This window comes from Streptomyces sp. NPDC003943 (genome assembly GCF_053605265.1).
Genome location: NZ_JBSGIW010000039.1, coordinates 50,539 through 63,756 on the forward strand (window position 1 = coordinate 50,539; position 13,218 = coordinate 63,756).

Below are 13,218 nucleotides of genomic sequence, written 5' to 3' on the forward strand. Positions count from 1 at the left end.
ATCAGGCACCCGGCCCGATCAGGCACCCGGTCCGACCGTGCGCGCGGTCCGATCAGCACGCGGCCCGATCACGCAGGCCCTCCGGTCAGGCGGGCCTGAGCCAGACCGTCGCCAGCGGCGGCAGCGTCATCCGGACGCTCGCCGCCCGCCCGTGCCACGGCACCGACTCGGTCTTCACCGGGTCGGTGGCGACCACGTCACCGCCCCCGTACCGGGCCGCGTCCGTGTTCAGCACCTCCGACCAGGCGGCGAAGTCGTCCGGCACGCCGAGCCGGTAGTCGTGCCGCACCACCGGCGAGAAGTTGCAGACGGCGAGCAGCGGCGAGCCGAACGCGTCGAAGCGCAGGAACGCGAAGACGTTGTCCTCGGCCGCGTCGCCCGCGATCCACTGGAAGCCCTCCGGCGAGGTGTCCCGCTCCCAGAGCGCCGGCGTCGCCGCGTACACCGTGTTCAGGTCGCGCACCAGGTCCCGTACGCCCCGGTGGTCGCCGGCCGAGTGGTAGGTCTCGTCCATCAGCCACCACTCGGGACCGTGCTCCGCCGACCACTCCGCGCCCTGCGCGAACTCCTGCCCCATGAAGAGCAGCTGCTTGCCCGGGTGCGCCCACATGAAGCCCAGGTACGCGCGGTGGTTGGCGCGCCGCTGCCACCAGTCGCCCGGCATCTTCGACACCAGCGCCCGCTTGCCGTGCACGACCTCGTCGTGCGAGATCGGCAGGATGTAGTTCTCGCTGTACGCGTACACCATCGAGAAGGTCATCTCGTGGTGGTGGTACTTGCGGTGCACCGGGTCCTTCTCGACGTAGCCGAGGGAGTCGTGCATCCAGCCCATGTTCCACTTCATGCCGAAGCCGAGCCCGCCGAAGCCGCCCGGCCCCACCTGGTCGGTCGGCCGGGTCACGCCGTCCCAGGCGGTCGACTCCTCGGCGAAGGTGACCACGCCCGGGCAGCGCCGGTAGACCGTGGCGTTCATCTCCTGCAGGAACGCCACCGCGTCCAGGTTCTCCCGGCCGCCGAACTCGTTCGGCAGCCACTCGCCGTTCTCGCGCGAGTAGTCCAGGTAGAGCATCGAGGCGACCGCGTCGACGCGCAGGCCGTCGAGGTGGAACTGCTCGCACCAGTACACCGCGTTGGCCACCAGGAAGTTCCGCACCTCCTTGCGGCCGTAGTCGAACTCCAGGGTCCCCCAGTCCGGGTGCGCCGAGCGGCGCGGGTCCTCGTGCTCGTACAGCGGCCGCCCGTCGAACTCGGCGAGGGCCCAGTCGTCGCGCGGGAAGTGCGCCGGCACCCAGTCCATCAGCACGCCGATGCCGGCCTGGTGCAGCGCGTCGACGAGGTGACGGAAGTCGTCCGGGGTGCCCATGCGGGCGGTCGGCGCGTAGAAGCCGGTGACCTGGTAGCCCCAGGAACCGTGGAAGGGGTGCTCGGCGACCGCCATGAACTCCACGTGCGTGAAGCCGAGATCACGGACGTAGTCCGGGAGCTGCTCGGCGAGCTGGCGGTACGTCAGGCCCGGCCGCCAGGACGGCAGGTGCAGCTCGTACACCGAGATCGGCGCCTCGTGGGCCGGGCGCGCGCCGCGCCGCGCCATCCACTCGGCGTCCTGCCACACGTGGTGGTCGGCGGTGACGACGGACGCGGTGTTCGGCGGGCACTCGGTGCGGCGGGCCATCGGGTCGGCACGCAGCGTGTGCGAGCCGTCCGGGCGGGCGATGTCGAACTTGTAGACCGCGCCCTCGCCGACGCCCGGCACGAACAGCTCCCACACGCCGGACGACCCGAGCGAACGCATCGGCAGCGCGCTGCCGTCCCAGTACGTCCAGTCGCCGGTGACGCGCACACCGCGCGCGTTGGGCGCCCACACCGTGAACCGGGTGCCCGTGACGCCCTGGTGGGTCATCACGCGGGCGCCGAGCGCCGTCCACAGCTCCTCGTGGCGGCCCTCCGAGATGAGGTGCAGGTCGAGCTCGCCGAGCGCGGGCAGGAAGCGGTACGGGTCGTCGAGCTCGAGTTCGGGGGCGGCGTCCTCGTAACGGACCCGGAGCTCGTACTCCGGCACCTTGCGGAGCCGGGGCAGCAGCGCCGAGAACAGCCCGTCGCCCTCCGACCGCAGCTCGACCCGGCGCCCCTTCGGCAGGACCGCCGCCACCTCCTTCGCCCACGGGCGCAGCACCCGGAGCACCACCCCGCCCTGCACCGGGTGCGCCCCGAGCAGCCCGTGCGGATCGTGATGCTCCCCGGCGATCAGCCGGCCCCGGTCACCGGGGTCGAGCGGGGGCGCCGTACGGGGCGTCGTGCCGGCCTTCTTTCCTGCGGGCTTTCCTGCGGGACGGGCGGTCACCGGGGGTGCCTCCTGGGGGTGCGAGGGGGATACGGGTACGGAACGCGGGGGCGTCCGTTCGGAAACTCGGCCGAACGGGCACCGTCCGCGTCGCCGCAGGCGGTGGCCCCGGCCGTTCGGGGCGGCACTGGGCCGAATGGGCGGCGTGGTCGTGGCGCGGGTACGTACAGGGGCGGAACGCGCCCGCCGGGGCGCCATCCCGTGTGCCCACCCGTTCCGCCCCGCGGAACGACTGCCCACAACGGAACGGCGGAGCGGAACGATTGCCCCACGACGCCGTGCAGGATCCTCACGCTCCCCCCGCCAGACGTTCGATCGCCGCCATCGGTACCGGGAGCCAGTCCGGGCGGTGGCGGGCCTCGTAGACGACCTCGTAGACCGCCTTGTCCGTCTCGTACGCCCGCAGCAGCGCGGGCTGTTCGCGCGGGTCCGTGCCCGACGCCTCCGCGTAGCCCGCGCAGTAGGCGGCGCGGCAGCGGGCCGCCCAGGCGGCGTTCCAGGGGCGGTGGGTGCGGGCCGCGTAGTCGAACGAGCGGAGCATGCCGGCGATGTCGCGGACCGGGGGCTGGGCGCTGCGGCGTTCGTCGAGCGGCTTGGCGGGCTCGCCCTCGAAGTCGATGACGGCCCAGGCGCCGTCCGAGCCGCGCAGGGTCTGGCCGAGGTGCAGGTCGCCGTGGATGCGCTGGAGGCGCCCCGCGCCGAGCGAGTCGCCGGCCGCGGCGAAGACGGCGCGGAGCCCCGGCACGTACGGCAGGAGCGCGGGCACCGCCTGGGCGGCGGCGTGCAGGCGGGCGTCCATCGAGGCGGCGAGGTGCGCGGCGCGGTCGCGCGGGAGGCGCTCGGTCGGAAGGGCGGTGGCGAGCGCGAGGTGGACCTCCGCCGTGGCCCGGCCGAGGGCGCGCGCCTCCGTCGTGAACTCCCGGCCGTCGGCGAGCGCGTCGAGGGCGAGCCGCCAGCCGTCCCGCGAGCCGCGCAGATACGGCTGGAGGACGCCGAGCGTGGCCGCGCCGGTCTCGAACCAGGCGACCGGTGCCGGGACCCGCGCGCAGCCGGCCCCGGCGAGCGCCAGCGGCAGCTCCAGGTCCGGGTTGGCGCCCGGCGAGACCCGCCGGAAGATCTTCAGGATGAACGAATCGCCGAAGATCAGCGAGGAGTTGGACTGCTCGGCGTCCAGCATGCGCGGCGAGAGCGCCGGCGGCAGCGGTGCGGTGGCGTGGAAACGCAGCGGGCCGATCCGGCCCGGGGTGCGCAGCCGGTCGTAGAGCAGTCCGGCGAGCCGCGGGTCGCGCAGCCCTTCGTAGACGGCCCGGCCGGCCAGCGGGCCCTGCCGGATCCGCCCGATCAGGGCGGGGGCGAGCCGGGGCGGCAGCTGGGGGCGGACACCGAGGAGCAACTGGTAGCAGTCGGCGGGCGTTCCGGCCGGGCGGGCCGGTTGTTCGACCCGGACGAGGAGATGGAGGAGCCCGGGCCCGTTGCCGTCGAGCGGCAGCAGCTCGGTGGCCGCGTCCAGCGTGAATCCGGTGACCCGACGGCCCTTGCCCGCGAACCAGCGCTGCCGGGGCAGCCAGGTGTGCAGCAGCGGCGCGAGTGACGGAAGGAGGGCGTCCTGGGCCTCGGTGGTGGATGCGGTCTCCGGCATGGCATCGCGTCCTTTCCCCGGGGCGCGCACAAGGCGTTCGTATGCGTTCAAATGCGCAGAGTGTCCCGGATGGCGGCTTGGGCTGTCCGGCTGTGCGGGACGTGTCGGAAGGGGAAGATCCGTATGGGCCCGGCAAGAAGGCCCGTATGGACCTGAACTGACCTGAATCGTGTGTGGGACACAGTTCCCGGTGTGGGGCGGAGGAAACCGCCCCACGTGTCGGGACTGAATTGACGTTACGTCAGGACCGCTTCAGGCGGAACCAGTAGAAGCCGTGCCCGGCCAGCGTCAGCAGGTACGGCAGCTCGCCGATCGCCGGGAACTCCACCCCGCCGATCAGCTCCACCGGCCGTGACCCGGCGAAGCGGCGCAGGTCCAGCTCGGTCGGCTGCGCGAACCGGGAGAAGTTGTTCACGCAGAGCACCAGGTCGGCCTCTTGTCCCTCTTCGGGGGCGGACTCCCTCAGGAAGGCCAGCACCGCCGAGTTCGAGGACGGCAGTTCGGTGTACGAGCCGAGCCCGAAGGCACGGTTCTGCTTGCGGATCTCGATCATCCGCTTCGTCCAGTGCAGCAGCGACGACGGCGACGCCATCCCCGCCTCCACGTTGGTCACCTGGTAGCCGTGCACCGGATCCATGATCGTCGGCAGGTAGAGCCGCCCCGGATCGCAGGACGAGAAGCCCGCGTTGCGGTCCGGCGTCCACTGCATCGGGGTGCGCACCCCGTCCCGGTCGCCCAGCCAGATGTTGTCGCCCATGCCGATCTCGTCGCCGTAGTAGAGCACCGGCGAGCCCGGCAGCGAGAAGAGCAGCGCGGTGAACAGCTCCATCTGCTTGCGGTCGTTGTCGAGGAGCGGGGCGAGCCGCCGCCGGATGCCGATGTTGGCCCGCATCCGCGGGTCCTTGGCGTACTCGGCGTACATGTAGTCGCGCTCCTCGTCGGTGACCATCTCCAGGGTCAGCTCGTCGTGGTTGCGCAGGAAGATGCCCCACTGGCAGCCCGCCGGGATCTCCGGGGTCTTCGCCAGGATCTCGGAGACCGGGTGGCGCGACTCCCGCCGCACCGCCATGAAGATCCGCGGCATGACGGGGAAGTGGAAGGCCATGTGGCACTCGTCGCCGCCCGAGCGGAAGTCGCCGAAGTAGTCGACGACGTCCTCCGGCCACTGGTTCGCCTCGGCGAGCAGCACCGTGTCCGGGTAGTGGTCGTCGATCTCCTGCCGCACCCGCTTGAGGAAGGCGTGGGTCGCGGGCAGGTTCTCGCAGTTGGTGCCCTCCTCCTGGTAGAGGTACGGCACCGCGTCCAGCCGGAAGCCGTCGATGCCCAGGTCCAGCCAGAAGCGCAGCGAGGACATGATCTCCTCCTGCACCTTCGGGTTCTCGTAGTTGAGGTCCGGCTGGTGCGAGAAGAAGCGGTGCCAGTAGTACTGCTTGCGGACCGGGTCGAAGGTCCAGTTGGAGGTCTCGGTGTCGACGAAGATGATCCGGGCGTCCGCGAACTGCTTGTCGTCGTCGGCCCAGACGTAGTAGTCCCCGTACGGCCCGTCCGGGTCGCTGCGGGACTCCTGGAACCACGGGTGGGCGTCGCTCGTGTGGTTCATGACGAAGTCGATGATCACGCGCATCCCGCGCGCGTGCGCCGCGTCCACGAACTCCACGAAGTCGGCCAGGTCGCCGAACTCCGGCAGCACGGAGGTGTAGTCGGCCACGTCGTAGCCGCCGTCCCGCAGCGGGGACTTGAAGAACGGCGGCAGCCAGAGGCAGTCCACGCCCAGCCACTGGAGGTAGTCCAGGCGGGAGGTGATGCCCTTCAGATCGCCCACACCGTCGCCGTTGCTGTCCTGGAAGGAACGGACCAGGACCTCGTAGAAGACCGCCCGCTTGAACCATTCGGGATCGCGGTCCTTGGCGGGGGTGTCCTCGAAGGTGTCGGGGACGGGTTCGTTGACAGTCATGATGCGGGTGACCCTCCGGTCTGCGGGGACGGTCGCAGGGCGAGTACGTGCGCGGGCGCGACACCCGGCTCCAGTCGCACGTAAGCGGCCCTGCCCCAGTGATAGGTCTCGCCGGTGAGCTCGTCGCGCACCGGCACGGTCTCGTGCCACGCGAGGCCGAGTTCCGGCATGTTCAACGAGACCGTGGCCTCCTGGGTGTGGTGGGGGTCGAGGTTGGCGACCACGAGGACGGTGTCGGAGCCGGTGCGCTTGCTGTACGCGATGACGGCGTCGTTGTCGGTGACGTGGAAGGTCAGGTTGCGCAGCCGGCGCAGTGCCGGATGGCGGCGCCGGACCCGGTTCAGGGTGGTGACCAGCGGGGCCAGCGAGGCGCCCGAGCGCTCCGCCGACTCCCAGTCGCGCGGCCGGAGTTGGTACTTCTCCGAGTCCAGGTACTCCTCGCAGCCCTCGCGCAGCGGGGTGTTCTCGCACAGCTCGTAGCCCGCGTACATGCCCCAGGTGGGGGAGAGGGTCGCGGCCAGCACCGCCCGCACCTCGAAGGCCGGCCGGCCGCCGTGCTGGAGATAGGCGTGCAGGATGTCCGGCGTGTTCACGAAGAGGTTCGGCCGCATGAGCGCGGCGGCCTCCCCGGACAGTTCCGTCAGATACTCCGTGATCTCCTCCTTGGTGTTGCGCCAGGTGAAGTACGTGTACGACTGCTGGAAGCCGATCGCGCCGAGCGTGCGCATCATCGCGGGCCGGGTGAACGCCTCCGCCAGGAAGATCACATCCGGGTCGGTGGCGTTGATCGCGCCGATCACCCGCTCCCAGAACACCACCGGCTTGGTGTGCGGGTTGTCCACGCGGAAGATGCGCACCCCGTGGTCCATCCAGTGGCGCAGGATCCGGACCGTCTCCGCCACGATCCCGTCCATGTTGTCGGCGGCACCGTCGAAGTCGATGGGATAGATGTCCTGGTACTTCTTCGGCGGGTTCTCGGCGTACGCGATCGAGCCGTCCGGGCGCTTGCGGAACCACTCCGGGTGCTTCTCCACCCACGGATGGTCCGGCGAACACTGCAACGCGAAGTCCAGCGCGATCTCCAGACGCAGCTCGCGGGCCCGCGCCACGAACGCGTCGAAGTCCTCGATCGTGCCCAGGTCCGGGTGGACCGCGTCGTGCCCGCCCTCCGGCGAGCCGATCGCCCACGGCACGCCCACGTCCTGCGGGCTCGCCGACAGGGAGTTGTTCGGGCCCTTGCGATGGGTCACCCCGATCGGGTGGATGGGCGGCAGGTACACCACGTCGAAGCCCATCGCCGCGATGGCCGGAAGGCGCTGTGCCGCCGTACGGAAGGTGCCCGGCTTCGTCCGGCCGCGGACCTTCCGCACGCCCTCGGAGCGCGGGAAGAACTCGTACCAGGAACCGAAGAGCGCCCGCTCCCGCTCCACCCGCAGCGGCAACGCGGCGGAGGCGGAGAGCAGTTCGCGCAGCGGATGGCGCTCCAGGGCCTCCAGGACCCGGGGCGCGAGCGCTGCGGCGAGCCGCACCGCGGCCGGCCGGGACTCGTCGCGCAGCGCGTCCGCGACGGCGAGGACCGCCTCCCGGCCGCCGCCCTTCTTCGGCACGCCCTTCGCGGCGCGCTCGTGGAGCTCCGCGCCCTCGGCGAGGACCAGTTCGGAGTCGATCCCGGCCGGGATCTTGATCCTCGCGGTGTGCCGCCAGGTGGCCAGCGGATCGCTCCACGCCTCGACCGTGTACGTCCACAGGCCCTCGGCGTCGGGGGTGACCTCGGCGCCCCAGCGGTCGGTCCCTTCGGCCAACTCCCGCATCGGGGTCCAGGGGCCCGGCCGGCCCGACGGGCCGACCAGCACGACATTGGCGGCGACCGCGTCGTGCCCCTCCCGGAAGACGGTGGCCGTGACCTCGAAGGTCTCGCCCACCACCGCCTTCGCGGGGCGGCGGCCACAGTCGACCAGCGGGCGGACGTCCAAGACGGGAATACGTCCCATGAGCGGATTCACGGCATCACCTGACGGTTCGCGGGGGTGCGGGTGGTGTGCGCTCTTTCTAGCTCCGTCGAAGGCCGGTTGGTTGCGAGCATCGCCGCTCCTGTGCGCGTTCACTCGGATGGCGGGTCTGACGACGGTCCAGCGGGGTACGAGGAGGAACCTTCCCCCCGAATTCGGGTGGGCAATCCGGCGCTTTGTTAACTACTAGGGCGTAGCCGCACCGGCAAGAACTCGTCCCGGACAAGAAACCGGCCCCGTCCTTGTGGGACGGGGCCGGTTCCCCCCGGTTCCGGTCCGTGGCTCCGGCTCCGGGAGGTCTTCGATTTCCGGGGCGGCGGAGGTCAGACGGACTTCTCCGCGGCGCCCTCTTCCGGGCCCTCTTCCGGGTCCTTCTCCGGGTCGCCCGACCACACGTGCCAGGGCTGCCGGGCCACCCACTCCTCCACGGCCGCCGGCGCCACCCCCAGCGCCTCCGCCGACTCCCCGTCGTCGCCCGCGAACAGCAGCGGATCGCCGCCCGCCGCCAGATGCTGGTAGACCCCTGCCACACCGGCCGCAGTCTCCGGCCCGGCCAGCCGGGCGAGGCCCCGCTCGAACGCCTCCGGCCGCAGCGGCACATAGCGCACCGCCCGCCCGAGCCCGCGCCCGAAGGCCGCCGCCAGTTCGGCGCCGGTCAGCGCCGCCGCCCCGCCGATGTCGAAGGTCCGGCCCGTCAGCCCGTCCCGGGTGAGCGCCGCGTACGCCGCCTCCGCCAGCTCCCGGTGCGACAGCCACGCCGCCGGCAGGGCCTCCGGCAGCGGATAGGCGAGCACGCCGTCGTTCACCAGCTCCGGCCCGTTCCACGGCGAGAACAGGTTGTCCAGGTACACCGGCGGCCGCAGCACCACCAGCGGCACCCCGCTGCTCCGGAACACGTCCTCGGCGACGCGCCGCGTCTCGAAGGCCGGCACCGACGTCGGGGCCTGCGGCAGCCGCGTGTTGGCGTTGAACACCAGGCGCGCCACGCCCGCCTCGCGCGCCGCCCGCGCGAGGTTCTCCGCGTACCGGCGCACCAGCTCCGCGTCGTACACCAGCGGCATCGTCACGAACGCCTGCGCCACGCCCTCGAAGAGCCGCCGCACGGCCGCCGGGTCGCCGAGCCCGCCCGCCGTGAACTCGGCGCCCGGCAGCGCCGGACGGTCCCCGTCCGGGCGGCGGGTCAGCGAGCGGACCCGGTGCCCCCGCTCGGCGAGCAGCCGGGCCACGGCGCCGCCCTGGAAGCCGGTCGCGCCGACCACGGCCACCGGCATCGACTGCCGCTTCGGATTCTGACTGCGCATGAGCGGAGGAGGCCCTTCGATAGGCTGGGGGAACCGCTGCCGTTCCCGCCTCCTTCCAGGCTCGGACGGCGGCCTGGTCCGTTCAATTAACAAAATGGGGCGGAAATTGAAGGATCGTCCATGGAATCCGAGAACACCGAGAGCGCCAAGAGCACCGAGAACCACGACCTCCTGAGCGAACTGCTCAAACCGCTCCGGCTCACCGGCGTCTTCGACAGCCGCTGGCACGTCAGCGCCCCCTGGGCCATCGAGGGCGACGCCGAAGAGGAGTGCGCCGTCCTGCACTACGTCGTCGAGGGCGGCTGCTGGATCACCGGCGCCGGCCGGCCCCCGTTCCACCTGAGCGCCGGCGACCTCGTCCTCTTCCCGACCGGCGCCGCCCACCGCCTCGCCGACTGCCCCGACCGCCGGGGCGTCCCCCTCAAGGCCGTGCTGCCCGGGCGCCGGCCCGGCACCTCCGGCGAGATCCGCATCGACGGCAGCGGCGTCCGCAGCCGGCTGCTGTGCGCCGGACTCCACTACGACGCGAGCGCCGCCACCGGCCTCTACCGCTCCCTGCCCGCCGCCCTCGTCCTCGACCGCGCCCAGGTCGACCGCGAGCCGCTGCTCCGCGACACCCTGCGCCTGCTCGCCGCCACCGACCGGCCCGACGGACCAGGCGACCGCCTCATCACCCTGCGCGCCTTCGAGATGGCCCTCGTCCTCGCCCTCCGACCGCTCCTGCGCCAACTCGCCGCCAACCCCGCCGCGCTGCCCGTCCTGCGCCACCCCGGCATCAGCCGCGCCCTCGTCGTGATCGCGACCCGGTTCGCCGAGCCCTGGACGATCGACGCGCTCGCCCGCGAGGTCGGCATGTCCCGCTCCGCCTTCACCGCCGCCTTCCGCGACCTCGTCGACGAGCCCCCGGCCCGCCACCTCACCGCCCGCCGCATGCAGGAGGCCGCCCGCCTCCTCACCGACACCACCCTCCCCCAGTCCGCCGTCCCCGCCCGCGTCGGCTACCAGAGCGCGGTCGGCTTCCACCTCGCCTTCCGCAAATGGTTCGGCATGACGCCGGGTGAGTACCGGGCGGGGGTCGCGAGCGCGGCCTGAACACGCTCCCCCTGCGCGCCCCCGGTTCGCGCCCTGGTCCGACGCGCCGGTCGCGCCTAGGCTCCCGGGGCGGAACCCGCGGACGCACAGCGTGGTGCTTCCGCTCCGCTCCGTCACGGCCTGCGAAGGTGGAACACGTGAAGGCAATCCGTCGATTCACCGTGCGTCCCGTCCTCCCCGACACCCTTCGACCCCTCGCCGAACTGGCGCGCAACCTGCGCTGGTCCTGGCACGAGCCCACCCGTGAACTCTTCGAGACCGTCGACAGCGCCTATGACGGCACCGACCCCGTGCGGGTGCTCGGGCGCCTCGATGCCGGGCGGCTCGACGCGCTCGCCGCCGATTCCGGATTCCTGGAGCGGCTGCGGGCCGCGGCCGAGGATCTCGACCGTTATCTGACCGAACCCCGTTGGTACCAGCGGCAGTCCGAGGCGGCCGGGCTGCCCGCTTCGATCGCGTACTTCTCGCCCGAGTTCGGCGTCGCCGCCGCGCTGCCGCAGTACTCCGGCGGGCTCGGCATCCTCGCCGGGGACCATCTGAAGGCCGCCAGCGACCTCGGCGTCCCGCTCGTCGGTGTCGGACTGCTCTACCGGCACGGCTACTTCCGGCAGTCGCTCTCGCGCGACGGCTGGCAGCAGGAGCACTATCCCGTCCTCGATCCCGGCGAGCTGCCCGTCACGCTGCTCCGAGAGGCCGACGGCAGCCCCGCCCGGGTCACCCTCGCGCTGCCCGGCGGGCGCAGTCTGCACGCCCATCTGTGGCTGGCGCAGGTCGGCCGGGTGCCGCTGCTCATGCTCGACTCGGACGTCGAGGAGAACGCGCCCGGCGAACGCGAGGTCACCGACCGGTTGTACGGCGGCGGCAGCGAGCACCGGCTGCTCCAGGAGATGCTGCTCGGCATCGGCGGCGTGCGCGCTGTCCGTACGTACTGCCGGCTCACCGGTACGCCCGCGCCCGAGGTCTTCCACACCAACGAGGGTCACGCCGGTTTCCTCGGTCTGGAGCGGATCCGCGAACTCGGCCGCGAGGGGCTCGACTTCGACGCGGCCCTGGAGGTCGTCCGGGCCGGCACCGTGTTCACCACCCACACCCCCGTACCCGCCGGCATCGACCGCTTCGACCGGGCCCTCGTCGCCCGCCACCTCGGCGAGGACGGCGCGCTGCCCGGCGTCGACACCGGGCGGATCCTCGCCCTCGGCGACGAGACCCCGCTCGGCGGCGAGCCCGGCCTCTTCAACATGGCGGCCATGGGGCTGCGGCTCGCCCAGCGCGCCAACGGCGTCTCCACCCTCCACGGGGGCGTGAGCCGCGCCATGTTCGCCGGCCTGTGGCCCGGCTTCGACCCCGAAGAGACCCCGCTGACCTCCGTCACCAACGGCGTCCACGCCCCCACCTGGACCGCCCCCGAGGTCGCCCTGCTCGGCGCCGACGCGAGCGACCGGGAGCTGTGGAAGCTGCGCCGGACCCTGCGCGAACGGCTCGTCACGGACGTACGGCGGCGGCTGCGGGCCTCCTGGCGGCAGCGCGGCGCAGCGGGCGCCGAACTCGGCTGGACCGACTCCGTCCTCGACCCCGACGTCCTCACCATCGGCTTCGCCCGCCGGGTCCCCTCGTACAAGCGGCTCACCCTCATGCTGCGCGACAGGGACCGGCTGCGGGCGCTGCTGCTGCATCCCGAGCGGCCGGTGCAGCTGGTCGTCGCGGGCAAGGCGCACCCCGCGGACGACGGCGGCAAGCAGCTCGTGCAGGAGCTGGTGCGGTTCGCCGACGACCCGCGGGTGCGGCACCGGATCGTCTTCCTGCCCGACTACGGCATGGAGATGGCCCGCGGCCTCTACCCCGGCTGCGACGTGTGGCTCAACAACCCGCTGCGGCCCCTGGAGGCGTGCGGCACCAGCGGCATGAAGGCCGCGCTCAACGGCTGTCTCAACCTGTCCGTCCTGGACGGCTGGTGGGACGAGTGGTACGAGCCGGACTTCGGCTGGGCCATCCCCACCGCCGACGGGGCCGCCGCGCTCGACGAGGAGCGCCGGGACGACCTGGAGGCCGCCGCGCTCTACGAGCTGATCGAACGCCGGGTCGCACCCCGCTTCTACGACCGAGGCGCGGACGGCGTCCCGGCCGGCTGGACCGCCATGGTCCGGCGCACCCTCGCCGACCTCGGCCCCAAGGTGCTCGCCGACCGGATGGTCCAGGAGTACGTGGAGCGGCTGTACGCCCCCGCGGCCGCCGCCCACCGCGCCCTCGGCCCCGCCGCCGCCCGCGAACTCGCCGCCTGGAAGGCCCGGGTCCGCGCGGCCTGGCCCAAGGTCTCCGTCGACCACGTGGAGGTCGGCGACGACCTCGCCGACGCGGAGCTCGGCGCGACCCCCGCCGTCCGGGTCCGCGTCGCCCTCGGCGAGCTGACCCCCGACGACGTCGAGGTCCAGGCCGTCACCGGCCGCGTCGACGCCGACGACCGCCTCCTCGACCCGCGTACGAGCATCCTGAAACCCTCGCCCGGCCCCGACCTGGAGGGCCGCCTCCCGTACGCGGGCGCCCTCTCCCTCGACCGCACGGGCCCCTTCGGGTGCACGGTCCGCGTCCTCCCCGCGCACCGCCTCCTCGCCCATCCGGCCGAGCTGGGCCTGGTGGCGCTGCCCACGGAGACGACGGGGGCGGGGGCGGGGGTGCTGCTGCGCTGAGGGGCACCCGCCCCGCGCCCTGTGGCACGCGTCGGACGGGACGGCGGCGTCGGAGAAGGCGACCGGTCATGCCGGAGGCGCGGGCGCGCGCGAAACGGCCGGCGGCCCCCGGGGTGTCTCCACCCCGGGGGGCGCCGGTCAGTACCCCCGTAACCGCATACTGCGGGTAGCCTACCCGTTCGCCGGGTTCCCGGACTG

At 72.8% G+C, this 13,218-nt stretch carries 7 protein-coding genes; 2 read left to right on the top strand and 5 right to left on the bottom strand.

The genetic code is table 11. From position 1 onward, the window contains the following. Positions 1-85: 85 nt before the first annotated feature. The 5 genes from glgB to ACWEV0_RS18110 all read right to left on the bottom strand — a co-directional run bounded on the left by glgB (position 86) and on the right by ACWEV0_RS18110 (position 9,244). Positions 86-2,341: a 1,4-alpha-glucan branching enzyme gene (gene glgB, locus ACWEV0_RS18090; protein ID WP_453150275.1), complete on the bottom strand. Its 2,256-nt coding sequence runs from the start codon at positions 2,339-2,341 to the stop codon at positions 86-88. Between the two features lie 289 nt (positions 2,342-2,630). After that, the gene (locus ACWEV0_RS18095) at positions 2,631-3,980 is read right to left on the bottom strand and encodes a maltokinase N-terminal cap-like domain-containing protein (protein WP_453150276.1); all 1,350 of its coding nucleotides are present in this window, start codon (positions 3,978-3,980) and stop codon (positions 2,631-2,633) included. A 241-nt stretch (positions 3,981-4,221) separates the two neighbouring features. Further along, positions 4,222-5,934, bottom strand: coding sequence for a maltose alpha-D-glucosyltransferase (treS, locus tag ACWEV0_RS18100; RefSeq protein ID WP_453150277.1), 1,713 nt, complete (start codon positions 5,932-5,934; stop codon positions 4,222-4,224). Beyond that, positions 5,931-7,925 (bottom strand): alpha-1,4-glucan--maltose-1-phosphate maltosyltransferase, encoded by a 1,995-nt coding sequence (locus tag ACWEV0_RS18105; RefSeq protein WP_453150278.1) that lies wholly within the window; start codon positions 7,923-7,925, stop codon positions 5,931-5,933. Before ACWEV0_RS18105 ends, treS begins: the two co-directional genes overlap by 4 nt. A gap of 341 nt (positions 7,926-8,266) precedes the next feature. After that, positions 8,267-9,244, bottom strand: a complete 978-nt coding sequence (locus ACWEV0_RS18110) for an SDR family oxidoreductase (RefSeq protein ID WP_453150279.1) — start codon at positions 9,242-9,244, stop codon at positions 8,267-8,269. Between the two features lie 120 nt (positions 9,245-9,364). Here ACWEV0_RS18110 and ACWEV0_RS18115 point away from each other — a divergent pair, with 120 nt between their 5' ends. Continuing rightward, complete coding sequence (locus ACWEV0_RS18115; RefSeq protein WP_453150280.1) at positions 9,365-10,336, top strand: AraC family transcriptional regulator; 972 nt, start codon at positions 9,365-9,367, stop codon at positions 10,334-10,336. Positions 10,337-10,473: 137 nt separating this feature from the next. Then, positions 10,474-13,020, top strand: coding sequence for an alpha-glucan family phosphorylase (glgP, locus tag ACWEV0_RS18120; protein WP_453150281.1), 2,547 nt, complete (start codon positions 10,474-10,476; stop codon positions 13,018-13,020). Positions 13,021-13,218 lie beyond the last annotated feature (198 nt).

Bases quoted from the DNA above. Each gene is read 5' to 3' on its own strand.
- ACWEV0_RS18095 (WP_453150276.1), bottom strand. From the start codon at position 3,980: ATGCCGGAGACCGCATCCACCACCGAGGCCCAGGACGCCCTCCTTCCG.
- treS (WP_453150277.1), bottom strand. From the start codon at position 5,934: ATGACTGTCAACGAACCCGTCCCCGACACCTTCGAGGACACCCCCGCC.
- ACWEV0_RS18105 (WP_453150278.1), bottom strand. From the start codon at position 7,925: ATGGGACGTATTCCCGTCTTGGACGTCCGCCCGCTGGTCGACTGTGGC.
- ACWEV0_RS18110 (WP_453150279.1), bottom strand. From the start codon at position 9,244: ATGCGCAGTCAGAATCCGAAGCGGCAGTCGATGCCGGTGGCCGTGGTC.
- ACWEV0_RS18115 (WP_453150280.1), top strand. From the start codon at position 9,365: ATGGAATCCGAGAACACCGAGAGCGCCAAGAGCACCGAGAACCACGAC.